This is a genomic window from Paenibacillus stellifer (assembly GCF_000758685.1).
Lineage (GTDB): Bacteria > Bacillota > Bacilli > Paenibacillales > Paenibacillaceae > Paenibacillus_AQ > Paenibacillus_AQ stellifer.
Genome location: NZ_CP009286.1, coordinates 2187843 through 2211506 on the forward strand (window position 1 = coordinate 2187843; position 23664 = coordinate 2211506).

22 protein-coding genes and 1 riboswitch are annotated in these 23664 nt (G+C 55.0%); of the genes, 13 read left to right on the forward strand and 9 right to left on the reverse strand.

Annotation, left to right across the window (positions count from 1 at the left end):
- The first annotated feature begins 504 nt into the window (after nt 1–504).
- Both PSTEL_RS09835 and PSTEL_RS09840 read left to right on the forward strand, forming a co-directional pair.
- Nucleotides 505–960, forward strand: a complete 456-nt coding sequence (locus PSTEL_RS09835) for a pyridoxamine 5'-phosphate oxidase family protein (RefSeq protein WP_038694941.1) — start codon at nt 505–507, stop codon at nt 958–960.
- A gap of 155 nt (nt 961–1115) precedes the next feature.
- The gene (locus PSTEL_RS09840) at nt 1116–1802 is read left to right on the forward strand and encodes a YdeI/OmpD-associated family protein (protein ID WP_038694943.1); all 687 of its coding nucleotides are present in this window, start codon (nt 1116–1118) and stop codon (nt 1800–1802) included.
- Nucleotides 1803–1908: 106 nt separating this feature from the next.
- On the opposite strand, the gene PSTEL_RS09845 is transcribed toward PSTEL_RS09840, so the two are convergent.
- Nucleotides 1909–2961 (reverse strand): aromatic ring-hydroxylating oxygenase subunit alpha, encoded by a 1053-nt coding sequence (locus tag PSTEL_RS09845; RefSeq protein ID WP_052098328.1) that lies wholly within the window; start codon nt 2959–2961, stop codon nt 1909–1911.
- A 155-nt stretch (nt 2962–3116) separates the two neighbouring features.
- Nucleotides 3117–3218, reverse strand: a riboswitch (purine riboswitch).
- A gap of 255 nt (nt 3219–3473) precedes the next feature.
- A complete protein-coding gene (locus tag PSTEL_RS09850; protein ID WP_169744559.1) occupies nt 3474–4742 on the reverse strand; it encodes a S8 family peptidase in 1269 nt (422 codons plus the stop codon).
- Between the two features lie 171 nt (nt 4743–4913).
- On the opposite strand from PSTEL_RS09850, the gene PSTEL_RS09855 reads away from it, so the two are divergent.
- Nucleotides 4914–5267, forward strand: coding sequence for a hypothetical protein (locus tag PSTEL_RS09855; protein WP_052098330.1), 354 nt, complete (start codon nt 4914–4916; stop codon nt 5265–5267).
- Between the two features lie 61 nt (nt 5268–5328).
- On the opposite strand, the gene PSTEL_RS09860 is transcribed toward PSTEL_RS09855, so the two are convergent.
- Entirely contained in the window at nt 5329–6489 is a 1161-nt protein-coding gene (locus PSTEL_RS09860; protein WP_052098331.1) for a glycosyltransferase family 4 protein, read from the reverse strand.
- 168 nt (nt 6490–6657) lie between these two features.
- Here PSTEL_RS09860 and PSTEL_RS09865 point away from each other — a divergent pair, with 168 nt between their 5' ends.
- Nucleotides 6658–7392 (forward strand): SDR family NAD(P)-dependent oxidoreductase, encoded by a 735-nt coding sequence (locus PSTEL_RS09865; protein WP_038694945.1) that lies wholly within the window; start codon nt 6658–6660, stop codon nt 7390–7392.
- A 12-nt stretch (nt 7393–7404) separates the two neighbouring features.
- Nucleotides 7405–8331: a hypothetical protein gene (locus tag PSTEL_RS09870; RefSeq protein ID WP_038694947.1), complete on the forward strand. Its 927-nt coding sequence runs from the start codon at nt 7405–7407 to the stop codon at nt 8329–8331.
- An 81-nt stretch (nt 8332–8412) separates the two neighbouring features.
- Here the strand turns inward: PSTEL_RS09870 and PSTEL_RS09875 are convergent, their stop codons facing one another.
- The gene (locus PSTEL_RS09875; RefSeq protein ID WP_052098332.1) at nt 8413–9486 is read right to left on the reverse strand and encodes a polysaccharide deacetylase family protein; all 1074 of its coding nucleotides are present in this window, start codon (nt 9484–9486) and stop codon (nt 8413–8415) included.
- A gap of 111 nt (nt 9487–9597) precedes the next feature.
- Here PSTEL_RS09875 and PSTEL_RS09880 point away from each other — a divergent pair, with 111 nt between their 5' ends.
- The 3 genes from PSTEL_RS09880 to PSTEL_RS09890 all read left to right on the forward strand — a co-directional run bounded on the left by PSTEL_RS09880 (nt 9598) and on the right by PSTEL_RS09890 (nt 12801).
- Nucleotides 9598–10182: a GNAT family N-acetyltransferase gene (locus tag PSTEL_RS09880; protein ID WP_245625120.1), complete on the forward strand. Its 585-nt coding sequence runs from the start codon at nt 9598–9600 to the stop codon at nt 10180–10182.
- Between the two features lie 152 nt (nt 10183–10334).
- Nucleotides 10335–11774 carry an FAD/NAD(P)-binding protein gene (locus PSTEL_RS09885; RefSeq protein ID WP_038694949.1) on the forward strand — a complete coding sequence of 480 codons (1440 nt, stop codon included), beginning with the start codon at nt 10335–10337 and terminating at the stop codon, nt 11772–11774.
- A 232-nt stretch (nt 11775–12006) separates the two neighbouring features.
- Entirely contained in the window at nt 12007–12801 is a 795-nt protein-coding gene (locus PSTEL_RS09890; RefSeq protein ID WP_038694951.1) for a TIGR00266 family protein, read from the forward strand.
- Nucleotides 12802–12957: 156 nt separating this feature from the next.
- Here the strand turns inward: PSTEL_RS09890 and PSTEL_RS09895 are convergent, their stop codons facing one another.
- Nucleotides 12958–13749: a GNAT family N-acetyltransferase gene (locus PSTEL_RS09895; protein WP_038694953.1), complete on the reverse strand. Its 792-nt coding sequence runs from the start codon at nt 13747–13749 to the stop codon at nt 12958–12960.
- Nucleotides 13746–14645, reverse strand: coding sequence for a LysR family transcriptional regulator (locus PSTEL_RS09900; protein WP_038694955.1), 900 nt, complete (start codon nt 14643–14645; stop codon nt 13746–13748). The genes PSTEL_RS09895 and PSTEL_RS09900 overlap by 4 nt, the downstream gene beginning before the upstream one ends.
- 198 nt (nt 14646–14843) lie before the next feature.
- On the opposite strand from PSTEL_RS09900, the gene PSTEL_RS09905 reads away from it, so the two are divergent.
- Nucleotides 14844–15920, forward strand: a complete 1077-nt coding sequence (locus PSTEL_RS09905) for a YeiH family protein (protein WP_156995838.1) — start codon at nt 14844–14846, stop codon at nt 15918–15920.
- A gap of 8 nt (nt 15921–15928) precedes the next feature.
- On the opposite strand, the gene PSTEL_RS09910 is transcribed toward PSTEL_RS09905, so the two are convergent.
- On the reverse strand, nt 15929–16702 hold the full coding sequence (locus PSTEL_RS09910) for a YqjF family protein (RefSeq protein ID WP_169744560.1): 774 nt from the start codon (nt 16700–16702) through the stop codon (nt 15929–15931).
- Nucleotides 16703–16882: 180 nt separating this feature from the next.
- Here PSTEL_RS09910 and PSTEL_RS09915 point away from each other — a divergent pair, with 180 nt between their 5' ends.
- Both PSTEL_RS09915 and PSTEL_RS09920 read left to right on the forward strand, forming a co-directional pair.
- Nucleotides 16883–17362 carry a DUF6530 family protein gene (locus PSTEL_RS09915; RefSeq protein ID WP_038694957.1) on the forward strand — a complete coding sequence of 160 codons (480 nt, stop codon included), beginning with the start codon at nt 16883–16885 and terminating at the stop codon, nt 17360–17362.
- A 20-nt stretch (nt 17363–17382) separates the two neighbouring features.
- Nucleotides 17383–17772 (forward strand): GIY-YIG nuclease family protein, encoded by a 390-nt coding sequence (locus PSTEL_RS09920; protein WP_038694959.1) that lies wholly within the window; start codon nt 17383–17385, stop codon nt 17770–17772.
- A 192-nt stretch (nt 17773–17964) separates the two neighbouring features.
- On the opposite strand, the gene PSTEL_RS09925 is transcribed toward PSTEL_RS09920, so the two are convergent.
- A complete protein-coding gene (locus PSTEL_RS09925; protein ID WP_038694961.1) occupies nt 17965–19128 on the reverse strand; it encodes a copper amine oxidase N-terminal domain-containing protein in 1164 nt (387 codons plus the stop codon).
- Between the two features lie 133 nt (nt 19129–19261).
- Here PSTEL_RS09925 and PSTEL_RS09930 point away from each other — a divergent pair, with 133 nt between their 5' ends.
- Nucleotides 19262–20725, forward strand: coding sequence for an RCC1 domain-containing protein (locus tag PSTEL_RS09930; protein ID WP_038694963.1), 1464 nt, complete (start codon nt 19262–19264; stop codon nt 20723–20725).
- Nucleotides 20726–20929: 204 nt separating this feature from the next.
- Here PSTEL_RS09930 and PSTEL_RS09935 read toward each other — a convergent pair whose 3' ends face one another.
- Nucleotides 20930–22165: an FprA family A-type flavoprotein gene (locus PSTEL_RS09935; protein WP_038694966.1), complete on the reverse strand. Its 1236-nt coding sequence runs from the start codon at nt 22163–22165 to the stop codon at nt 20930–20932.
- A 281-nt stretch (nt 22166–22446) separates the two neighbouring features.
- Between PSTEL_RS09935 and PSTEL_RS09940 the strand changes: the two genes are divergently transcribed.
- On the forward strand, nt 22447–23652 hold the full coding sequence (locus tag PSTEL_RS09940; protein ID WP_038694967.1) for an ABC transporter substrate-binding protein: 1206 nt from the start codon (nt 22447–22449) through the stop codon (nt 23650–23652).
- Nucleotides 23653–23664: the final 12 nt, after the last annotated feature.

Consider the following 23664-nt stretch of genomic DNA (forward strand, 5'->3'; position numbering starts at 1 on the left):
GTAAACCTGCTAAGCGGATGGAGTGGACGCGGCGCGTTTCTCTCATCAACTCGAACGGTCAGCCCTAAGGTTCAACATGGCCCATAGAGGGGGTCAGTCATCGAACCTCCGTAAGGGAGCGGCTTAACGCCGCGGAAACCCGAACGGGGAGCCGGTATATCCGTATGAATCAGGGTTACCCTGTACATGAACAGACCTATCCTGGAGTCCTCCACCCGCAGGCAGAGTAATGGCGCAGTTAAATTAGGCGCGCACATTTCGAATCCGGATAAAATCTATCACGTGTAACCCTCCATTCCTAAAGTTAAGTCGATTCTAACACGGGAGGGATTGCTTGGCAAATCTTTTCATCCAACTTCGCATTTAATCCGTGGGCTCTATTAATGCATATTAAACGGGTAGGAAATATGAGATATAATTCACTGACAACTGGGAAACTGGCCGATAAACTGGCGGAAGACAGCAGGAATCCGGCCGATAAAAATCAGAGGAGAGTGAACGAAGATGAGCGAAATCAGAGGCGGAATCGTTGATTATTTGAATGGCACCCGGTTTGTGGTGCTGGCGACTGTGAACCAGGATGGCGCGCCGGAGGTGCGAACCCTCGGCGGGTTCGCAGTGGACGGCTACAAGGTGTATTTTTCAACGGATGAGGGAACGGAGAAGGTGAAGCAGATCCGGAGCAATCCGGCTGTGACGCTCCTTTTTCAACATGAGAACCAGGAGCTTGCCGGCTTTGTGAATGTGTCGGTCCGTGGCGAAGCCCGGCAGGTTGACAATGCGGAGGAGCTGGCACATGCGATAGCAGCGCTCGGAAACCGGAATCCGCGGTTCAAGGAACGCGCTGACAAAGGAGAGCTTGCGAACACCGCAATCATCGGAGTAACGGCCTCCGAGATCAAGGTGCTCGATTTTGCCAAGGGTAGAGGCGCCGAAGCGGTTGAGGTGATTGCAGTATAGGCTGAAGTGGGACGAACCGTCCTTTGGCGGCCAGCTAGATGAAAATGAATGGGATGCACATGTGGGATGCCTCTGGGCATCCTTTTTTGCGCAGCTATCCGTTATAATATTTCTGAATCAAGTGTGCGAGATTAACGACGGAGGTAGACAGACACATGGAGGCGAAGAACACGGTAATCGCTAAACTGAACCTGCATAAATACCCGGAGAAGCTCATTCTGAACATGCCGGAGGGAGCCGGATATTTCGATGAACTGGAGTTCGATACGGCATTCGAACGGGAACGGTATGACCTGATTTTTATTTTTGTCTTCCAACTGGATCAGTTGAAGGACGAGCTTAATTCCGTTATTGCAAGGCAGGCGCTTCGTGACGGAGGGTATTTGTATTTCGCCTATCCGAAGAAAAAAAATCCGCGCTACAAAGATTACATCGAACGCGACAGCCTTCTGCCGGCCCTGTCCGCCGACGAGGATGGCTATGTGCCGGGCAGCACGCTCAAATTTTCCAGAATGGTGAGTCTGGATGAGGTGTTCACGATAGTCGGATTAAAATCGCAGGCGAAGGCAGCGGGGAAGAAAGAGGCGTCCAAGAGCAGTCAGAGGGTGGATGATTATATCGCCCGCATCCCCGACATCGAACGGTATTTGGAGAGCGATCCCGAGGCCCTGAAGCTGTACAGCGGACTCACACCGGGCTACCGGAAGGACTGGGCACGCTATGTATACAGCGCGAAGAGACCGGAGACTCAGGAGAAGCGGCTGGCTGAGATGAAGGAGATTCTGGGCAAGGGGTACAAAACCGTGGAGCTGTATCGGCAGCGGCCGGAAGCCCAGGTTTAATCGTTACTCGTTAATCGGCAAAAAAAGAGGCCCGTAACGGCATGTTACGGGCTTTTCAATGTGTATGAGGTGTGTGAGGGTTAACTGGTGTGAGGGCAATCCTGGTTTATGACGTATAATTCCGTCCCAGACCGAGTTCCGTCAAGGCCTGCCGGTAGGCGATCGAGGTCCGGTCGGCCGGAATATGGGCTTCCGCCATGAGATCCAGCGGCAGATCCTCCGGCGTCTGGGCCTCCACCATTTCGGCATCCTCCTGGAACACCTGAAGATTGAATTTGATGGTGTCCTCAATCGGCGCATCCTTGTCGAAGTTGCGGGAGATCGGAACGAACAGCCGCGTATACCGCGCTGATACCGGGGAGGCGCAATTGAGGATCATCAGCTTGCCGTCCTCCGGGAAATGAACGGTGAGCGAAGCGGCGAACGGCGGGAAGACGCGGAAGGCGCGGAGCCACATGAAGCCCTCGGGCACTGGCACATTCTGTCCCTTGCCGTAGTTGCTGACCGTGCTCCAGTAGTCGGCGAACAGCTCGCTGCCTTCGCGGCGGACCTGGTACTGCGGAACCTCGGTGTTGTTGCGGTCGCCGAAGCTCTCGGTATGAACATAGGCGAAATGGGACACGTCCAGGAAGCCTTCCATTTGGCGTCCGGCCGATCCGGCGATATCGAAGCTGGGGGGCAGGATGTTGATGAAATCGGGGTCCTCCCATCCCGGGAAATCCGGAATATTCTCCTCGCCGCCGCCGACACAGGTCCAGATCAAGCCATAACGTTCGACGGAAGGATACATGATCAGCTTCAGCTTCGGCGATATTTTACTGCCCGGATGGGCGGGCACTGCCGTACAGGCGCCTTCACAGTTATAGCGGAAACCGTGGTACGGACAGACGATTTCGCCGTTCTCGACCCAGCCGAGGCTAAGGGGAGCACCGCGGTGAAAGCACAGGTCTCTGGCGACAGCTACTTTGCCTTCGCTGCGGTACAGGACGAGCTTGACGTCCAGCAGCTTGACCGCGACCGGCTTGTCGCCGATTTCGCTGGCGATTGCCACGGGATACCAGTACTGGGAGAGCACCCGCCAATCGTTCTCGGTAAAAGTGCAGTCGCGCGGAAGCGACATTTCGGCGGCATCGGCGGGAGATTTGGCTTTTGTGTTCATGCTCGTTCACCTCGTGTATGAGTTTTGGGATTGGCATTCGGGCAGCTGCGCTGGAGATCCGGCGGGATACATGCAAAAGCCCCAGGCTCCAAAGAGACGACAGTCCGAAATTATTTCCTATCGCAAGACGCCTAAAGGGCAGCCGCGGGAAGCATCGGGTCTGTACAGCCTCTTGTAGCCTGGGGCAATTTACGGTTGCCTGTAGAAACGCCCGTTCCGATCAACGCGCTTATACAAGAAAGACTTTTCGTGTTAGATTTATTAACATACATCAGAATTAAACTAATCATAATCAGGGGAGCTGTTTCTGTCAATATTGATTTGGATATTAAAAATATCACGTCCTGCTCCCGGAATAGCTTGACGAGCGTTCTGCCAGAGGCTGATCGTCCGACGGTGGCAGAATAGGGCATTCATTTATGGCAATCGGAATGGGAGCGGACCTGATTCCGCAGAGATGGGAGCTTATGTGTCACGCCGTCCGAATTTTTCTTCGTGAACTGCACAAGGCTTTACCGGCAGCGGCGTACCCGGGCTTTCAGAAACCGTACATTGACTTCACCGCTGCCGACAGCTCTCCGGGACTCCTTCAGGCGAAAAGCGTTTCTCTTCAGCAGCATCTTCACCTTGCCGGGGGTAAGAGAGGGGTTTCTCTGCAGCATCAGAGCCGCAGCGCCGGAGACGATCGGTGTAGAGATACTCGTTCCGGAGAGCGTGAAGTAACGAGTGCCGACCCGAAGGTAGGGCAGCTCACGGTCGAGAGCCGAACCAGGTGCTCTTAGCGAGATCACAGATTCGCCCGGGGCTGCCAGGTCGGGCTTGCAAATCCGGCCAGCGGCCGGCCCCCGGCTGGAGAACAAGGTCACCCGGTCGTCGCCCTGCCATACGGTGCGCCGGTCGTCGACGGCGCCGACGGTAATGGCGGCCGGGCTGGTCCCGGGGGACTCGATGGTTCCCCGGCCCGGACCGGCGTTCCCGGCGGCAATGACGACGACCAGTCCGGCGCGCACCGCCCGTTCGACCGCCTGGCATAGCGGGTCGTCATGGCAGGGCGTCAAGGCCGGACCGCCCAGCGAAAGCGAGAGTATGCGGAGTTTCAGCCGCTTCCGCCGCGCGATGCACCACTCAATTCCTTTGATGATTGTGGAGTCGTAGCCGAAGCCGTCCTCGTCCAGCACTTTGACTGCGACAATGCCGGCTCTGGGGGCGGGTCCCCTGTATTTTCCCCTGCTGGACCAGCCGTTGCCCGCCGCGTCGCCGGCGATATGCGTGCCGTGCCCGTTGTCGTCATAGGGCCGGATTCTGTGATTCACGAAATCCTTGAAGGCTGCGATCCGGTTCACCGGCCGGATCAAGTCGGGATGGGGATAGACGCCTGTATCGAGCACGGCGATGCGGACTCCCCGGCCGTCAAGTCCCGCGCTTCGCCGGACGGCGGCAGCACCAATGGAAGGCGCCGCGATATTCAGCGATGCCCGCTTGATGCGGTCGAGATAGATCCTTGAGACCGCGCCGCATGCGCACAGCTTCTTCAGGCAGCCGGCCGGAACACGGCAGGATACCGATTGAAGCAGATTCAGCTTGTGATGAATATGCAGCTTATACGGAGCCGCATGGAGCTTCAGCGACCGCAGCAAGTCAGGGGTCAAGGGCCGCTGAAGCTGAATAATGACCGGAATAAGCGGCTTCCGGGCATCTTTAGTCCGAGTATGCCGCAGCTTGCTTCTTAAGGGCCGGTTGAGCTTGGCGGAGTGCTCCTTCGGCCAGCTTTTGTAGGACATGATCATACCTCACCTCTTCAAGGCAGGGTATGCGGCTACCGGGCACGGAGTACCAACCTATGATTCTGGCAAATTCGCCGCTTTTTGAACAAAGTAGGCAGATTAAGAGTTTCCATCCGAGGCTCTTCGGCATCTACTGTAGCATCCTCTCAGAAAGTGGTGAAGTGATTCATGATCAAAGCTACTGTCAAGAAAACCGTTGCCGTGAAGAAGCCCTCCGCAAGCCGGGCGAAAGCCGTCGCTCCGAGAAGAAGACGCCGGATCAGACAGACGCTGGACCGTTTTGTCGTCATTGCAACGAATCTGAACAGCGTGCCTCGCGACACCTCCGGCTGGACTGCCGAGCTGTCCCGGAACAACACGACGATAACAGCGGATTTTGACGACTTCGGCGTAGCTCGTTTTACCTCGATCTCAACATTGACTACGGTATCGTATATTCTGCGTATCCGTGATGACAACGGCACTGTGCTGACGACCCGGACCGTTCCGGCGAACCGCGAGGTCTATGTCGCCAGATTCTAAAGACACCAGGGTTTAGGCTCCGTGATAGGGACAAGCCTGTCAGCTTCAGCCTGCTGCCGGATTATCCGGTAATCCGGGGCTCCGTATACCATGCCGGGTTCGCCGCCCATTGATACTGAGACAGCAGATTGTGGAACACGGAATCCCAGCTTCGCGCCCGCGCCGTCTCGAGCGCTCCGCTTCCCAGTTCGGCCCGCAGCCGGGGATCAAGCAGCCGGATGGCAGCTTCGGCCATGGCATTGGAATCACCGAACGGAGTGACCAGCGCGTTGCGGCCATCCTCGGTGAAGTCGGTCACTCCGCCGGAATTGGTGCAGATCACGGGCAGTCCGCTTGCCATCGCTTCCAGTACGACGTTGCCGAAGGTTTCGGTGCCGGAAGGGAAGATGAAGGCGTCCGCACTTGCATAAATGGCAGCGAGCTCTTCACCTTCACGGCTGCCGGTGAACACGGCGTTCGGAATTCTTCTCTCAATCAGCTCGGGCAGATACGGTCCCTCTCCGGTAAAGACCCACAAGATGTCCTGGCCGTGTACGGCATTGACCTTGTCGATGCTGTCCGCAAGGTTATCCAGTCCTTTCTCTACCGCAATCCGTCCGACATAGAGAAACATGGTTTTGCCGGTTCCGCCCAGAGCCTCCCTGACATCCAGGGAGGCTCTTTCTGGATTGAAACGCTTCAGGTCGATCCCCCGGGGCCACAGCGCCAAATCCTGCATGCCGGCCCGGCCAAGATCACTCAGCGTGCTGCGGGACGGAGCGAGATTAAGCAGGGCGAAGCTGTGGAACCAGCGCATATAGGCCCACAGCGGTCTGCTTAAATATTGAAGACGGTAATACTTCAAGTACTTGTCAAAGCTCGTATGGTAGGACATGACAACCGGCAGATTCAACGCTCTTGCGGCGCGAAGCCCCGCCAGGCCGATTCCGAGCTCGGTAACGATGTGCACAACATCGGGCTTGAACGCCTCCAGCCGCTCCATAATCCGGGGAAGCGAGGGGAAGGCCAACCGGCAGTCCGGATAAATGCGGGGCGCGGCGCCCCTGAACCGGATGGCGGGATATCCGGTATCTTCCTTCCCGGGCATCTCGTAATCGGGGGCGAAGAACAGATGGGGATGGCCATTTCGGGTCAGATAATGGCTTAATTCCTTCAAAGTGTTGGAGACTCCGTTGATTTGCGGGCAGAATGAATCCGTGAATAAGGCAATTCTCAAGATCATCAAATCCCTTCCCGTAGAGGTAGCCGCTATCTTCACTATAGGGCAGGAGTGCAAAGCTGGAAGCGAAGGAAGGTTAACTTGCCGTTAAATAAATAACGGTATGTTTTGTCGTTGCCTTTTTCCCTCGCCAGCCTCTATATTTGATGTGGAATCCAAAAGGAGGTAAAAATGGCTAATATCTCGAAAGTGATCATAACCGGCGCAGCCTCCGGCATCGGAAGAGCTGTGGCAGAGGCCTGCCTGCGGGAAGGAATAACTGTGCTGGCCTGCGATCTGAACGGTGAATTGCTGAAGGAATTGGAGCGTACGGAAGGCGCCGAAGGCAAAGTGCACACTGACCGGCTGGATATCGGCCGCTATGAAGAGGTGCGTGAATGGTTTGACTCCTTGTACACGAAGCACCCGGATGTGGACGGGCTGGTCAACAATGCCGGCATTTATCTCGCCAAGAACCTGCTGGATTACAGGGAGGATGAGATCGACAGGGTGCTGAACGTGAATATCAAAGGAGCCGTCTACTGCTCGCAGCTGTTTGGCGGGCGGCTGCTGGACGAGAGAAGAACCGGCGCCATCGTCAATCTGTCCTCCGTCTCGGGGATGGAAGGCAGCTCGGATGCGATCTATGGTCTATCCAAAGCGGCGATCCTTGGCCTTACCAAGAGCTGCGCCATGAATTTCTCGCCTTACATACGCGTGAATGCGGTCGCTCCGACGATGGTGGAGACCGCTATGATGGATGCGATTCCCGATTGGCGGAAGAAGGAGTATTTCAGCCATCAGCTCGTTCCGTCTCCCGTACTTCCCGAAGACGTTGCGGAGACGGTGCTGTTCCTGCTGTCGGATAAATCACGGCATTACACGGGAGCGACCTTTGATATCAATAACGGCTGTTATTTGAGATAGGGGGATTAAATCATGGTACTAACACAAGAGGAACAGCAAGAGATTGTCCGTTGGATGTACCGGAATGCAAGACCGCTGGAGCTTGCATGGTGGCGGTTTCACTTCGAAGACGGCAGCACGGAGGATGTTCTGAAGGCGCTTTCCGCCTTTCAGAATGAGGATGGCGGCTTCGGCCACGCGCTTGAGGCGGATTCCTGGAATCCGGAGTCATCGCCGCTGCAGACATCGACCGCAGCCCTGCTGCTGCTGGAGCTTCGGGCCTCGTCCGATCATCCCATTGTCCGGGGAGTTCTTCGTTATCTGGACAGTGGCGACTCTTTTGAAAGGGGAAAATGGAAGCTCGCCATCCCTTCGAACAATGATTATCCCCATGCGCCCTGGTGGCATACAAGCTCCCTGTCCGAAGAACGGGAGCAATATAATCCCACCGCCATTCTCGCGGGCTTTATCCTGAAATACGGCGAACCGGGCAGTGCGCTTTACGCCAAAGGAACGGCCATTGCTGCAGAGCTCGCCTCGGAGTTTCTCCGACATCCGGAGATCGAGCGGCATCCGCTGGAATGCGTGAATGTCATGCTGGAGTGTCTGGAGAGTTCCGGCCGTGGCGAAGCTGGCGAGGGGATCTCAACCTCGCTTCTGAAAGAAGCGGTGCTTGCCCGAATGAACCAGGTCATTGAACGGGACCCGGCAAGGTGGGGAGAGTATACATGCAGACCCTCCGTATTCATCAAGTCCCGCCAGAGCCCGCTTTATGAAGCCAACCGGGAGCTTATACGGAAAGAGTTAATGTATCTGGCGGAGACGAGAGAGCCTGGCGGGGTCTGGAATCCGAACTGGAGGTGGGCGGGGTTTCCCGAGGCCTTCGCGATCAGTGAGAACTGGTGGAAGGGCCGGATTGCCATCGAGAACATGCTCGTATTCCGCGCCTTTGACGCCTGACGGCAGAGGTCAGGGGAGATTTTTGTCCGTCGCCGATGTCTGACGTCAATGCCTGTCAATGTCTAACGTCAATGCCTGCCGTCATTGCCTTACGGCATGGCCGGTCTGGATATCTTCCCTTCCGTTATGCTGGACCGTCTCGGGAATATACAGGTTATGTCCACGCTGCCTGCTCCTGTTCTCCCAGTGGATGGAGGCGAACAGACGCTGAGGGCTGACGAGCGGGGAGCCGCCGTTAATGCGGGGGATCGCCAGCGGATCGTCGCTGCGCTCAGCCAGGCCCAAGGAAGTTGTGAACGCATAGCGAATGCCCGACTGTCTGACGATCCTTTGAACCTCGGGTGTATAAAGGCCGTAAGGATAAGCGAACGTATCGACCGGATGGGCATTCATCGGCTTCAGAGTTCCGATGCAGCGGTTCAAGTCGGCAGTGATGCGTTCCGCATATTGCTGCGGGCTTTCCGCGATCCCGTTTCGGACCAGGGGGGCGGTCAGAGCATCCGTGCGCACGCCAGTTTTGTAGTGGAGCCGGTCGGTGTGTGGCTGCACCTCCATAGCCGGGTCCGACCGGATCATGTCCGCGATCTCCTGTCTGGTCATATGCGGCGTGTTCACCACGGCTCCTTTGCTGAAATCCCCGGTAATTACGAAGCTGACGCCCGGAATATTACGTTCCCGCATAATGGGATAGGCGGTTGTGTAAAAATTTTCGTAGCCGTCGTCGAACGTAACCATTACGGCATTTTCCGGAACCTCTCCTCCCTGCATGAAGAGACGGAACTGCTGAAGGGAGATGAAGTTCATCCCTTTTGAACGAAGGAAATCCAGCTGCTCTGCAAAACGGTCCGGTGTTATGATATCTCCTCCTTTCTGGGTAGGGTTGATATCATGGTACATCAGTACGGCAACCTTGTTGCGGTACAGAGTCGCTCTGGGAATATTCTTGAACTGCTCCACGGGCGGCAGCTCCGACTCGGATAACGGCTCTGTCTCGCGGGATACGTGCCGGGGGGCTGCGATTGCCGAAGCGGAAGCTGCGGGGTGTAAGGGAGAAGGGGATTGGACCGGGAAGTCATTTTTCTGTCCGAGCACGATCACCGCCATACCCGCAACCAGTCCTCCCGCGAGAACAAACAGCCATTTATGGAGCTTCATACTACACGTCACCTCTGGGATTTTCGGTTAAAAGAACGCCAATATTACTATATCGTCTGAAATCTCTTTCATATGCAAAGTAATTGTATGGGACGATATGTTATTAATGCAATGGATCAAATCATGCGGAAGAAGGAGAGCATTTTGACAATTCTGAATACGGAACGTTTGACGATAAGAAGGTTCAAGCCGGAAGACTGGCAGGATCTGCATGCCTATTTGTCGCTTGAGGATGTGATCCGGTATGAGCCTTACGGCGTGTTTACGGAAGAAGAATCGAAACGGGAGGCCGCTAGCCGCTCGGAGAACCCGGCGTTCTGGGCTGTATGCCTGAAGGATACCGGGACATTGATCGGCAATTTGTATTTTCAACAGCAAGAGCCTAAGCAATTCGAGACGTGGGAGCTCGGATATGTGTTTCATTCCGGCTACCAGGGCTTCGGCTATGCGACCGAGGCAAGCCGTGAGCTGATGAAGCTCGGATTCAATGAGTTTAAGGCCAGACGCATGATCGCCCACTGCAATCCTCTGAACAGCCGATCCTGGCGTCTGCTGGAACGGCTGAAGTTCCGCCGGGAAGGGCATGCCCTTCAGACCGTCTACTTCAAATGCGATGAAGCGGGGAATCCGCTGTGGCATGATACTTACAGCTACGGGATGCTCCGCGACGAATGGGAGTTAATCTCCCATAGCTGATTTCGTGCAGCTCTGAACATTTGGTGCGGCGCACAAATATTGTGCTGTTTTTTAGACAACATGACAATAAACTTTCCATGGACATTTCAAGGTGAGTCTTCAACAGATATAATAGGGACTAAAGAACATGCTACGGAAAGGCAGGAAGAGCCATGAGTCTGGAAGCCCTGAATGAACAAGTCACACGAGATCTGTCTTACCTGGCCTTCGGTGGCGCTGATTGGACGCTGCCCCGTGAGTCCGCGGAAAGTCATGTGTACGATGTGGTCATCGTCGGCGGAGGCCAAAGCGGCCTCGGCGCGGCATTCGGTCTGCTGCGTGAACGGATTTCGAATATCCTGATTATAGATGAGAACCCGGAGGGCCAGGAGGGTCCCTGGGAGACATACGCCCGGATGGTGACGCTTCGGACGCCTAAACATCTGACTTCTATTGATTTGGGAATCCCTTCGCTGACCTTCCGCGCCTGGTGGGAGGCGAGATTCGGTTCCGAAAGCTGGGAGACGCTGGGCAAAATACCGCGCGGTGAATGGATGAGCTATTTGCGCTGGTACCGGAAAGTGCTGAACTTGCCCGTGATCAACGAGGTGAAGCTTGCGCTGGTGGAGCCGGCGGCGGAAGGCATTCACCGTCTTCACATTGAAGGCCCGGGTGCGCCCGGCACTTATCTGCTGGCCCGAAAGGTTGTGCTTGCGACCGGCATCCAGGGCGGCGGCGAGTGGCATGTGCCGCCGATGATTGCGGATGCTCTGCCCCGGAGATTGTACGCCCATACGTCGGAGACAATCGACTTTGCGGCCCTGAAGGGCAAACGCATCGGGATTCTTGGCGGCGGCGCTTCCGCCTTCGATAACGCCAACCACGCATTGTCCGAAGGCGCTGCGGAGGCCCATGTCTTCGTGCGCAGGGAGAAGCTGCCGAGCGTGAACCCGATCCGCCAGATGGAGGTATCGGGCATGATCGAGCGGTTTCATACACTTAGTGATGCCGAGAAGTATACGGTTATCTCCCATTTCTTCAAAACGAACCAGCCTCCGACGAACGATACGTTCGAACGGGCCGCTTCCTGGCCCGGCTTCGCACTGCATCTCGGTTCTCCTTGGCTGAGCGTCGAGGAGGACGGCGCGGGTGTCTTGGTCACGACACCGAAGGGACGATTCACGTTCGACTATGTGATCGTCAGCACCGGGCTGCTCAGCGATCCGGCGCTGCGCCCCGAGCTGCGGCTGATCGGGCCTTATATCGCCCGCTGGAGCGATTACTACACGCCTCCGGCCGGGGAGGAGAATCTGCTTCTCGATATGCATCCCTATCTTACCACCGGCTTTGCCGTCAAAGGAAGGGACGAGGAAGGCGAGAAGCGGCTTCACGGGGTGTTCGTCTTCAATTATTCGGCGCTGGCCAGCAACGGACTATCCGCATCGGCGATATCGGGCACGAGAAATGCGATCCCCAAGCTGGTCGCCGGGGTTGCGGATCAGCTGTTCCTTGACGATAAGGAACAAATCCTGAAGAACTTCCTGAATTACAGCGAAGAGGAGTTTGTCGGTGAATGGCCGAAGGCTGCCGCCGAGGCAGCAGCGAAGTCCTAAAACTTGATCCATGAGGGGCCTCATGAGCGATTAGTACGACGCCTGGATTTCCGATACCCGGATTTCCCGGCGTTTTTTCGTTGTTCCCGGGGAGTTTAGCCACTCAAAATAAGCTTCGTTGCGGAGAGAAAAAAAGATGACGAACTCGTGAAACCCATCCGGATGAAAGGACGTATTAACGCTCAGACGGCTTGATAACAGCCCCTTAGAAAACGGAGGAGGAACAGGGAATATGGCGGCACATGAAATTGATTATGTGATTATGGGCGAGGAAATGCAATGTGTGGAGGTTCAGCTGGACCCTGGTGAAAGCGTTGTTGCGGAAGCGGGCAGCTTCATGATGATGGACCCGGAAATCCGCATGGAGACGATTTTTGGGGATGGCAGCAGCTCCGGCGGTGGAGGCGGATTGATGGGCAAGCTGATGGGAGCCGGCAGACGCGTGCTCACCGGTGAGAGCCTGTTCATGACGGTGTTCACGCATGGCGGGAATTACGGCAGACGCTCTGTTACGTTCGCAGCCCCGTATCCCGGCAAAATCATTCCGCTTGATCTGCTTCAGTACAATGGCAAGATCATCTGTCAGAAGGACGCATTTCTCTGCGCAGCGAAGGGCGTGTCCGTTGGCATCGAGTTCCAGCGCAAGCTGGGAGCGGGATTCTTTGGCGGCGAGGGCTTCATCATGCAGAAGCTGGAAGGTGACGGTCTGGCGTTCGTTCATTCCGGCGGCTATGTGATGGAGAAGACGCTGCAGCCCGGCGAGGTACTTCGGCTGGATACCGGCTGTCTTGTCGCCATGACCTCCTCCATTGATTACGATATCGAAATGGTAAAAGGCATTAAATCGGCGCTGTTCGGCGGTGAAGGGCTGTTCTTCGCTACCTTGCGCGGTCCCGGTAAAGTCTGGGTGCAGTCGCTGCCATTCAACCGGATGGCTGACCGTATCCTGTCGGCGGCCCGAGGAACGGGCCGGAAGGAAGAGGGCAGCATTCTTGGCGGCCTCGGCAATCTGCTGGACGGCAGATAAGATGCTGTTCACCGCGGGCTGTCGCGGAAGAGCTGCACTGTGATATAAGCTGTACGCGTACAGTCCTGTCCCTGACCAGCGGGCAGGCTGGTGCGGCGGAAGCAGAAGAAGACCGGATTCCGAGGAATCCGGTCTTTTGCTATGCTCGCGAATGGCTTATACATCCAGCCGGTAGTAGGGCAGGTCTAGAGTGGGGACGAAACCGAGCTTTTGCGCCAGATTGTAGGAGCCTTCGTTCCCCTTCCGGCAAGCCCAGACCGGCTCCAGTCCATGCTCCAGGCAGTATTCAATCAGCGCCGCGCTTGCGTGATAGGCATACCCTTTTCCCCGATGGCCTTCCATGCTCTCAATTCCGATCTCGAGCTGGCCGTCTTCAATAAACGCCGCAAAGGCAGTCGAGGCCGCTTCGCCTCCGTCCACTACCGTAAATCCGATGCCGCTTGCTTTAAATTGTTCTGCGCTTCTCCAGAAATGCTTCGGCGCCACGCCTTCCAGCTTGGCAAAAAGCTCCGGAGCCGTCTGCACGATCTCCGGTTTCGAATCGGTCATGCCGGAGGCCTTAAGCTGATGCCGTTCCTGGTCGAACCCAAAATTGATCCGGGCATATTCGGTAACCTTTCCGTTTTCTTTCACTATCTCATTGCCCAGGAGCGCGCACCAGGAGTGAGGGTATACCTGCAGCCATTCGGTCTTCGTTCTGACCCCGCGCCGATTGCTTATGTAATCTGTCAGTTCTTCCGCAAAATCTTGCCTGCCGCTCTCGCCCGCCAGCAGCGACATCCCGTAGGGATGAACGATATAGACGGCGCGGGGCTCGTCCGCATCATCGGCAAATACCTCGCCCGGAACCTGCCCGCGAAGGACGGCCTTGGCGAACAGCGTGTTGATCGGCGTCTGCTGCAAAATTTCTTCGGCTCTGCCATATTGCTTCGAGTTTAAAGAGATCATTCGGACACTTCCTTTGCTGAATGTTCATCAAGCGACTGCTTGAATACCTGCACGGCCATGTTAGCCGGACCGGTTTTGGGCATGATCACGGAGAATTCCCGTTCCATCCGCCCTTGGTTCGCCTTCAGTTCCACAATTTCACCAGATTCCAGTTCCCTCCGCACAATCCATTTTGACAGAATTGAGATGCCGAGTCCCGAGGCGACACCCTCCTTGATGCCCTGGCTGCTGTTGAAAATATACGATTTCTTGACGTCCAGTGCGTGCTTCGAAATAAAGCTGTCGCTGAAGGCACGGGTTCCCGATCCGCTCTCCCGGATTACCCATACCTGCTTCTGAAGCTGCTCCCGGCTAATGGAACGCTCCTTCGCGAGCGGATGACCTTGAGCGGCGACCAGGACCATTTCATCTTTCATAAATGGGTACACGCTCAAATCCGGCGCATGGGTTTCGCCTTCGATCAAACCCAGATCAAGGGCGCCTGTTCGGACCTCATGAACCGTCTCTTCGGTGTTCCCGATCCTGACCTCAACCTCAACAAGGGGATACCGGCGGACAAAAGCGGCAAGACGCCCGGGCAGCACATATTCCCCGACTGTAAAGCTAGCCCCGATCCGCAGCGTGCCGGTGACTTCATTCTGCAGCAGCGCAATAGCCTGGGCCGCTTCATCATACAATCCCAGCATCACCTTGGCCCGCGAATACAAAATCTCCCCGGCTTCCGTCAGGCTGACCTGTTTCGAATTGCGGTTAAAAAGCCGTGCGCCGAACTCGTTCTCCAGATTGCGGACATGGAGGCTGACCCCGGGCTGAGAGAGATTGAGCCGCTCGGCCGCTCTGGAGAAATGGCGCTCCTCGGCGACTGTAACAAATACACGAATCGCATCGGTTATCATAGCGAATCCTCATTTTTGTGGAGTTTTATCCTGATATTAATGCTTAATGAAGAAGTACACAAGGACGATCATCACAAAAACTAATGATTGAAATAGCAAATCGGTATTTCACTCTGTTCTTTTCCGAACCTATAATTAGGGGCGTCAGCAAGGACTTGAGCTTGCGTTAATGGAATTACGTGAGGAGTGGATTTCATCATGCGAACGGTCAATATCCGGTTAACAAATGCGCAGGGCGTGCATAATTTCATAAAAGGACTTGGGCTCTGCCTGCTCTTGGCGGTGTGCGCCAAATTGCTGTCGGAGCTGCCGCATTTCGGTATCCTGGGCCAGCTGGTTATTGCCATTTTGCTCGGAATGGGCTGGAGAGGGATTTTCGGAGTGCCGGCCGGAGCGGAAGAAGGAGCTGCCTTTGCCGGGAAAAAGCTGCTTCGTTACGGAATCATTCTTCTCGGCATGCGGCTGAATTTGAGCGATATCGCGCACGCGGGGCTTAAAGTGTTTTTGCTGGTCGGCCTACAGATTGCCTTCACATTTGCCGTTATGCTGGGGCTGGCCCGTCTGTTGAAGCTTGATCCCGGAACCGGTCTGTTGACGGCTTGCGGAACGGCCATATGCGGGGCGGCCGCCGTTGCAGCCATTTCGCCGCAGATCAAGGCGAGCGATGAGGAGACGGCAGCCGCCGTGGCGACAGTCGCTCTGCTTGGAACGGTCTGGACGCTTGCATATACAATTTCCCTCCCCTGGCTTGGACTAAGCCCGGCAGGCTATGGAGTGTTCGCCGGAGCGAGTCTTCATGAAATCGCCCATGTCATCGCCGCAGCGGGTCCGGCGGGAAGGGAAGCGCTAGATCTGGCTGTTGTCGTGAAGCTGACGCGGGTAGCCATGCTTGTTCCCGTCGCGCTGGTTATCGGCTTCTGGGATGCCCGGAAGAGAGCGCGGAAATTGCAGCTAACAAGCAATGAAGTATTATCGGGTAATAATCCTCAGCCAGAGCGAGCCAGATGGAGGGAGATCCCGGTACCCTGGTTCATCCTGGGTTTTCTGATTATGAGCGGACTGAATACGCTGAAGCTGATACCAACTCCGGCAGCCGATGCTGTCGTAACCGGTGCTTATCAGCTGATGGCAACGGCTATGGCCGGTCTTGGCCTTGGTGTGAACGCCGCATCGCTGATCAGGAAAGGGGTTAAGCCACTTGCTGCGGGCGCGACCGGTTCGGTGCTGCTGTCGGGTTTCGTGTATGCCCTGATTGGTTGGTTTCGTATTGGATAACCTTATCGTTAAACCCGCTGTACTGCCCATAACAGCACATCCAGCCGCGTGGTGTATGTAGTGACTGCCGGTTCGGCGGAAAGGTAGAGTCCATAGGATTGTGCAAGAGTATTCGTCTCAAGCCGGACCCTTGCACTCTGAAGCGGCCAGGGGAGATGATGGATATGCCCTCTGTAGAGGTTCCCTTTCCGGTCGGCTGCATACAGGCAGTATCTTTCGGTCAGCCAATGAACAAGTGAGCCTGGTTCTGCATGAAATACGGCGTCGTCAGCCGGATCATACAGTGCGGAAAAAGCGGCTTCCCGGCCGAAACGTCGTCTTTCACTATTGTAATGAAATCCGTCTTCCTGCCGAACGGCCTTCATCAAGGCGTATTGGTAAGGAAGATGGGCGAACATCCTCGCACCCGCGACCGCCAGCCGGCTGGACGCTTCCAGCGTCAGGAAGCAGATGCCCGGGACTCCATTCCGTGAGACATAGGTTCGCAGATTAAGCTCCAGGAAACGGCCTGCGAAGGGCAGCGGCGGTGTTCCGCGCAGCATCAGAGGGCTTAGGATGAACGGGGACATGCTGACCCAGGGCCGTCCTTCATAGTACTCCAGCTCCACCCCTTTCGGCACATAGGGAAGCAGCTCCGCTTCATCGGCGGGCCAATGAAGAAAGAGCAGATCGTTCCACACCTGCTTCATGACCCAGAATCCGCCGGGAAGCGGAAAGGGGCGATGCTGACTGTGCCTCAGAATATGCCCAGCAAGCCGGATATTATTCTGAAACCGCTCCATCCGTTTGGGGAAATGGATGAAGCGGTTTTCTTTTTCAGGAATGCCGGTTGACATCGGTGCTGTGTTTGACCTATGATAGCGTTGTTGCTGAATTAGTAAATTAGTAAATTAGTAATTTCGAAATCGGTAAGCAATAAGTGAACGAAGTTCATCAGAACCAAAGGACGGGTGAAATTAATTATGAAAATTCCGACAACGCTCAAACATAAACCGGTCATCGTATCCGAGAACTATGAACAGGTAGACGGCCGTAATTCAAATCAGACCGATGCCAAGGGGCTTTCACTGGGTCTTGCCCAGTGGAATGACCGTGGAAAAGTCGATATTTCGGCCAAAGTATGGCGCTATACCGGCGAGAAATGGTCCCGCCAGTCGGAGGAGCTTCCGCTTCACCGGGTGCTGGATCTCGCCATTCTGGTCGCGCGCAGCATGGAGCATTTTCGCGAGGCTTATCGGTATCCTGAACTGTATGATCCCGAGAATCCGGTCATCGACCGGATCGGGCTTCAGGGCGACGCCATGACGGTATCGGTATGCACGGACAACGACCGCATCGGAGAGGATATCAAGCTGTTCAATCAGGCGCTCAGCGATAACAGCGAATTGATCGGGGAACGGCTGAAGACGCTGTCCACTATTTTGAAAGAGATGGGTTATTAATAATAGAAGGAGGATGTCAAATGCAGCCGGATAAACAGAGGAAAAAAGAGCTTGCTTCGGCTTATGCGCAGTCTTTTCGCCCGATGGGCGTGTATCAGATCCGGAATGTGAAGAACGGTAAAATTCTGGTGCTCGGCAGCATGGATTTGCCCGGAGCGCGTAACCGGCTTGCCTTCATGCAGCAGACCAAACTGAATTCCATTATGGAATTGAGGGAGGACTGGAAGGAGTATAGCGGGGATGCCTTTGTCTTTGAAGAGCTCGACCAGATCAAGCCCCGTGAGGAGAGCGTTGCCGACCGGGCTGAACTGAAGAGCTACCAGGAAGAGGTTGATGCTCTTCTGGAGCTGTGGATCGATAAGCTGCAGCCATTCGGTGACAAGGGATACAATAAACCGAAGCGCAAGTAAGGATGCGGCAGTGGAGAAATGACGAATTGAGACAGGACCCGGTCAGGTTAACCTTGGCCGGGTCCTTTTTGTATGATTGCGAACAGGCTTCGACACGGTGGAGGGGATTGAAACCGAGATGGTGTTGGCAAAAAAATCCGGTCAGAAAGCCTACGCCGGATCTCGGTATATCGTAAGATTTAATACCGACTGCTAACCGCTCGTCTGCAAAGTATGTGTGAACGTAATAATCTCATGGCCGGTATTGTAGGTGAAAGTAAGCTTATTTCCGGTCCGGCCGGTATAAGTGAGGAAGTCTCCCCAGGTCATGGGGTCCACTTCTTCGGTTTGCTGCTGCAATTCTTCGTCGAAGAACTCCTTGTACAGAAGCGTTTGTTCACCGGTGTTGCGGTTGAGCAAAGTCAGAAGCCCGGTGTTGTAAGGGCGAATCAAGGCTATGTCCGAATCGAACGCCTCAACCTGGTAGATAAGCGCAGGGTCCGCAGAGGCATTATCTCCCATCAGCTTTGACAGATCGTACGATTCCAACACGCGGCCTGTCCTGTCTTCAATGAGCCGCAGTGTCCGTCCATCGCTCATAATCAGCCTCCCGTCTGACCAGACGGCCGGACTGCCGAAACTCGACTTCACGGCAATATGAGCCTTGCGCAGTACAGCACCATCTTTGAGGATGAATGTATCATAGGCTGTATTAAAATGCGGTTCACCGTACACATTTCGGACCTGCAGCCGCAGGAGACCGCCGGGTGTACGCTGGAAATCAAAATCAACGACATCCAGCAATTGGCCGAGATCGGCGATCTTGTGCTTCGCCCCCTGGCCTGTCGTTACATACAGCTCGCCGGAGTCGAGGGAAACGGCATATTCGGCGCCTTCGAACTTCTCCGAATAGCTTCTGAACATATGAAGCCCGTTCGCTAGCAGTGTCTTCTTCTTCGCATCCCAGACGACATTGCCACCGTCCAGTGCCTTGACCAGGAACTTAGCCGGAATGTAAACCTGCTTGTTAGATACGAATGGAACGCCGCCGATATCAACCAGCTTGCCGTCCAGTATGCCGCTGCGGCTGCCTACCCGGACGGCGAAGCTCTTCTCCCAGCCCTTGAAGGAGACACGTTTGCTGGGTGCGTCAACTGTTACGGTAATGCCGGCAGCTTCGGCAGTAGACGCGGGTAAATAAGCAACGCCATTCTTAATGATCGCGTTGCCTGTGGAGCCGACGGACAGGGTGCCGCCGTTCGTGAAGGTCAAACGGACGTAGGCGGATTCCGTGGCATAGGCGGCCGTTGGCGTTAACGCCTCAGCGGAGAGCAGCAGGGTAGCAGCTGTTATGGGAATGAGCAGCCATTTTTTCATCGGAGTGGAAAAGCTCCTTTCGAATAATAAACATACAAATATTTACTGGTGATATAGACTATAGACGGGGAAGAGCCGCCGAAAGTTTCGGCACAGTCTCAAATTCACACCAATCATAAGGAGAGAGAGCGGAATGAAGCTGAAGGTATGGGGCAGGTTGGGGATTGTCATGGCGGTCATATCTACCGCTTTATGTTTTACGGGAGGCGATGTGCGGGCAGAGTCCGCAGTTCGTCCGGTCAGCGCCGGAGGCGGACAAGGGCATGGCCTCGCCGCCTGGAGCGACGGAAGCGTGACGGGCTGGGGCTACAACAAGAACGGGCAGGTGGGAGACGGGACGAGCATCGATCAGTATATCCCTCGAAAAGTCTCGGGGCCGTCTGCCGTCACTCAGGTATCCGCCTGGAACAATCAGTCCTTTGCGCTGACCCGGCAGGGCGAGGTCTGGGCATGGGGCGAAACCTATTCGCCTTACATAGCCGGGGATGCGGCGCTGCCGTATCAGAAGCGGGGACTTCCGGTCAAGCTGGACGGTCTTCAAGATGTCGCCTATATTGCTCCGAATGCCGGAAGCATCGCCGTTCACACAGACGGAACCGCGACATTATGGTATAAGACCTTCTCGGGGACCCAAGGGGAAATGGTGGTCAAATATGCGAAGCTTCAAGTTGTCAAGAACGCCAAAACGGCCGCTGCTGTGGGCAATTACGCGCTGTTTCTGGACAAGGCTGGCAAGGTAAGCTCCGTCCGGACCTATAATGATGTGTACGGCCGGTATGTCCAGGAAGGCGATCCGTCCACCTTGCAGCCGGTCGCATCGTCTGTAACCCGCATGACCTCGAACTACAATGATGCCTTCCTGCTTCAGGCGGACGGGAAGGTGCTGAGCTGGAATTCCAATGAGCGAAAGACGAAGGCGGTTCCCGGCCTCAGCGGTGTCTATGATCTGGCGTCCGGTTTTAACCGCCTGTTCATACTGAAGAAGAATGGAACCGTCTGGGAGTGGGACTATAACGCAGGTTCGCTTGCCAAGCCGTTTCAGATTCAGGGTCTGGACGGCATAACGGCAGTATGGGGATCTACAGGAATGACGGGCTATGCGCTTCGCAAGGATGGAACACTCCTGTCCTGGGGACAGGGAACGTATGCCGGAATGGCATCCGGCAGCGGCGGACCGGTGAGTGACAAGGCCATTGTGCCGGTGCAGGTCCAGCAGCCGCTGAGCTGGAAGGTGAACGGGAAGGACGTGAGCTTCTACGCCTCGGCAGTTATCCTAAAGGATAAGCTCTATGTGCCTTATACAAGCGTCTTTAAGCCGCTCGGAGTCAAGGTGACCTCAGGCTACTCCGATCCGGACCCTGCCCATTACGGCAACGAGTTCCATATCTGGAACCTGGCCTACGGCGGACAGACGCTGGCCGTCAACATGACAAGGCCGCAGGTGGTCTTTATGAACGGCAAGCCGATCAGCAGCCAGTTGAATATTGAGTATCTGGCCGATGCAACGCAGTTTCCGCTGGAAGAGATTACCGGACTGTTAGGAATTCCTTACAGTTGGGACCGGACGACCGGAGAAGTCACTCTGGGGGCGGAATAGATCCATTAATTCTAATAAGCGGACCAAGCAGAGCGATGGCCTCGATGCGGATTCCAAGGTTATGCGATAGACGCGGAAGCTGTCATATTATTCTCAAATGTAAAAAAAGGCCGCTCTCCGGCCGGACATGCGGTAAACGCGTTCCGGCCGAGAACGGCCTTTCGTATGAGGTTTAGTTTCGATTAGGCTTCAGGGCGGCGTTTGTTATACAGCAGATCCCGCCGCCTCCGCTGTCTCTGCTGTCAGTGAGGCGTAAATGTCTTCCACAAGCTGGTCGAGATCTGTCATCTGCTCCGGCTTGATAGCGGAATGGATGACGAACGGTTCGCCGACAAACTCGATTTTTTTCATGGATTGAAGGATATCGGTCATCTCGTCGATGGCGGCATTGGCCCATGTGTAGTTGCCGACGAGCGAAACTTTGCGGTTCTGCAGATTCAGCGAGGCCATTTCATGAAGGAGGGCTTGCATGCCGTGGTATAGCCCCAGATTATAGGTAGGCGAACCGAAGACCAGGTGACTGAACTTCCAGGCGTCCGCAATGATGTAGGAAGGATGGGTCTTGGAGACGTCGTACATGCGGATGTCCTTCACACCGCGGGAGGCAAGCTTGCCTGCGATCAGATTCATGGCGTTCTCCGTATTGCCGTACATGGAGGCGTAGACGAGCACGACGCCCTGCTTCTCGGGCTGATAAGAACTCCACTGCCGGTATTTGCCGACAATATAATCCAGGTTGTCGCGCCATACCGGTCCGTGAAGCGGACAGATCATCTTGATGTCGACCTTGCCAAGCTTCTTGAGCGCTGTCTGCACCTGAGGACCGTATTTGCCGACGATGTTGGAATAGTACCGGCGGGATTCTTCCAGATAGACGCCCTCAAAGTCCGTCTGATCGCTGAATATATTGCCCGACAGCGAGCCGAAACAGCCGAATGCGTCCGCCGAGAAGAGAATGCTCTCCGACACCTCGTAGCTGAACATGACCTCCGGCCAGTGTACGAAAGGAGTCATGAAGAAGCGCAGCGTCCGGGAGCCGAGCGGAAGCTCGTCGCCCTCTTTTACAATAATATAACGATCGGGCTCACTGAAGGTGTAGAACTGCTCCATGAACTGGAAGGTCTTCTTGTTGCCAACGAGCTTCATCTCCGGATAACGGCGAAGCAGCTCTTCAATATTGGCGCAGTGGTCGGGCTCCATATGGTTCACCACCAGATAATCCAGCGGCCGGCCTTCCAGCACGAACTCGATGTTCTCCAGAAACTGCGCGCTGATCGCGGCGTCCACCGTGTCCATCAGCGCGGTTTTGTCATCCATAATGAGGTAGGAGTTATAGGCGACTCCGTTCGGCAGCGGGAACATGTTCTCGAATCTCTCCAGCCTTTTGTCCGTTCCGCCCACCCAATAAATCCCCGAGGCGATCGCTTGCACACAGTACATTTCGTAGTCCCTCCAAATTCCGAAAATTTTTCTAATACTATATCAAGAATGGAACATAAAAAAATTGACAAATATCATGCTTCATTAAATGAAAGAATCAAGAGATGAAATAAGAGACTTAATAATGGTATTTAATTATCATAAAAATTTATATGAAATATTTTTACCGTACGTTAGCATTGTACTGACACCTTATTAACAATCTGTCTCTATACTTGGACAGGTAGAGCAATCCAATAGATATGGCCCGAAAGGGTCAATCGCTAGGAGGAAAGTGTCCAATGCAAACCCGGCTTCACAAGAAAACCAAGTCCGTATCCGTGGCCCTCTTGCTCGCTTGTTCGATGATGCTGATGACAGCATGCGGCGGGAACAGCGGCACAAGCGCAAATGCAGCAAGTGAATCGGCTTCGCCATCTTCAAGTGCCGTTACTGCGACGGCCGCCGCAGATGACGAATCGGCAGATGCCTTGTACGCCAAGGCCAAAGAGGAAGGCAAAGTGGTAGTCTACTCCACATCCGGACGGGCCAACGATGCCGCCGAGACCTTCATGAAGAAGTATCCCGAAATCAAGGTGGAGGTAAGTAAGGTCAAATCGGATGAGATGATGGACAAAGTATCAAAGGAGCAGGATGCCGGGCAGTTTAACCCGGATGTAATTATTACGAAAGAAGTGAGCGGCGCAGTCGAAGAGGAAATGGTCAAGACCGGCCGTTATATTAAATATTTGCCGGCGGATATCGCCCCCAAAGTGGATGAGCCATACCGCACTCAGGCGGAGGCCTACGCCAATTATGTAGAGTTTCGCACACTGTTCTATAACGCCGGATATTACAAGGAAGCTCCGGTGACGAACTGGTGGGATTTGACGGCTCCGGAGTTCAAGGGGAAGGTATATACCGCCGATCCGCTGAGCTCTCCAGCCTTTATGGATTTGTTCACAACCATGGTGATCAACAGCGACGACATGGCGGCCGCCTACAAAGAGAAGTTCGGTAAGGACATCGAGCTGCATGGCACCGACAATGCGGGCTATGAGTTCATCAAGCAGCTGTTCGCGAACGGATTGATCGTTCTTAAAGGCAGCGATGATGTTCTGGACGCCATCGGCAAAGCCAAGAGCGATGCGGTCGGAATCGCCGTCTCGGGCGATGTCTCCAAGAACGAGGAGAACGGGTGGAATATCCAGCCGATCTATGATATCAAGCCCAAGACATCCGTCCCGGATTCGGGCTATCTCTTCATCGCGAACAAAGCGCCTCATGAAGCTGCCGCCAAGCTGTTCATCCGCTGGATGATGGGCGAGACGGACGGAACAGGGGAAGGATTGAACCCTTTCAATAAAGTAGGCTCATGGGTTCCGCGATCCGATGTCAAGACGAAGAACGCTGTCTCCTTCGAGCAGCTCAATCTGTGGCTGTTCGACGGCGAGAAGCTGTATAATACCGCTCCCAAAGTGCGTGACTTCTGGATCAAACAGAAATAATGCGGGGAGTGG

Bases quoted from the DNA above. Each gene is read 5' to 3' on its own strand.
- PSTEL_RS09835 (WP_038694941.1), top strand. From the start codon at position 505: ATGAGCGAAATCAGAGGCGGAATCGTTGATTATTTGAATGGCACCCGG.
- PSTEL_RS09840 (WP_038694943.1), top strand. From the start codon at position 1,116: ATGGAGGCGAAGAACACGGTAATCGCTAAACTGAACCTGCATAAATAC.
- PSTEL_RS09845 (WP_052098328.1), bottom strand. From the start codon at position 2,961: ATGAACACAAAAGCCAAATCTCCCGCCGATGCCGCCGAAATGTCGCTT.
- PSTEL_RS09850 (WP_169744559.1), bottom strand. From the start codon at position 4,742: ATGTCCTACAAAAGCTGGCCGAAGGAGCACTCCGCCAAGCTCAACCGG.
- PSTEL_RS09855 (WP_052098330.1), top strand. From the start codon at position 4,914: ATGATCAAAGCTACTGTCAAGAAAACCGTTGCCGTGAAGAAGCCCTCC.
- PSTEL_RS09860 (WP_052098331.1), bottom strand. From the start codon at position 6,489: ATGATCTTGAGAATTGCCTTATTCACGGATTCATTCTGCCCGCAAATC.
- PSTEL_RS09865 (WP_038694945.1), top strand. From the start codon at position 6,658: ATGGCTAATATCTCGAAAGTGATCATAACCGGCGCAGCCTCCGGCATC.
- PSTEL_RS09870 (WP_038694947.1), top strand. From the start codon at position 7,405: ATGGTACTAACACAAGAGGAACAGCAAGAGATTGTCCGTTGGATGTAC.
- PSTEL_RS09875 (WP_052098332.1), bottom strand. From the start codon at position 9,486: ATGAAGCTCCATAAATGGCTGTTTGTTCTCGCGGGAGGACTGGTTGCG.
- PSTEL_RS09880 (WP_245625120.1), top strand. From the start codon at position 9,598: ATGGATCAAATCATGCGGAAGAAGGAGAGCATTTTGACAATTCTGAAT.
- PSTEL_RS09885 (WP_038694949.1), top strand. From the start codon at position 10,335: ATGAGTCTGGAAGCCCTGAATGAACAAGTCACACGAGATCTGTCTTAC.
- PSTEL_RS09890 (WP_038694951.1), top strand. From the start codon at position 12,007: ATGGCGGCACATGAAATTGATTATGTGATTATGGGCGAGGAAATGCAA.
- PSTEL_RS09895 (WP_038694953.1), bottom strand. From the start codon at position 13,749: ATGATCTCTTTAAACTCGAAGCAATATGGCAGAGCCGAAGAAATTTTG.
- PSTEL_RS09900 (WP_038694955.1), bottom strand. From the start codon at position 14,645: ATGATAACCGATGCGATTCGTGTATTTGTTACAGTCGCCGAGGAGCGC.
- PSTEL_RS09905 (WP_156995838.1), top strand. From the start codon at position 14,844: ATGCGAACGGTCAATATCCGGTTAACAAATGCGCAGGGCGTGCATAAT.
- PSTEL_RS09910 (WP_169744560.1), bottom strand. From the start codon at position 16,702: ATGGAGCGGTTTCAGAATAATATCCGGCTTGCTGGGCATATTCTGAGG.
- PSTEL_RS09915 (WP_038694957.1), top strand. From the start codon at position 16,883: ATGAAAATTCCGACAACGCTCAAACATAAACCGGTCATCGTATCCGAG.
- PSTEL_RS09920 (WP_038694959.1), top strand. From the start codon at position 17,383: ATGCAGCCGGATAAACAGAGGAAAAAAGAGCTTGCTTCGGCTTATGCG.
- PSTEL_RS09925 (WP_038694961.1), bottom strand. From the start codon at position 19,128: ATGAAAAAATGGCTGCTCATTCCCATAACAGCTGCTACCCTGCTGCTC.
- PSTEL_RS09930 (WP_038694963.1), top strand. From the start codon at position 19,262: ATGAAGCTGAAGGTATGGGGCAGGTTGGGGATTGTCATGGCGGTCATA.
- PSTEL_RS09935 (WP_038694966.1), bottom strand. From the start codon at position 22,165: ATGTACTGTGTGCAAGCGATCGCCTCGGGGATTTATTGGGTGGGCGGA.
- PSTEL_RS09940 (WP_038694967.1), top strand. From the start codon at position 22,447: ATGCAAACCCGGCTTCACAAGAAAACCAAGTCCGTATCCGTGGCCCTC.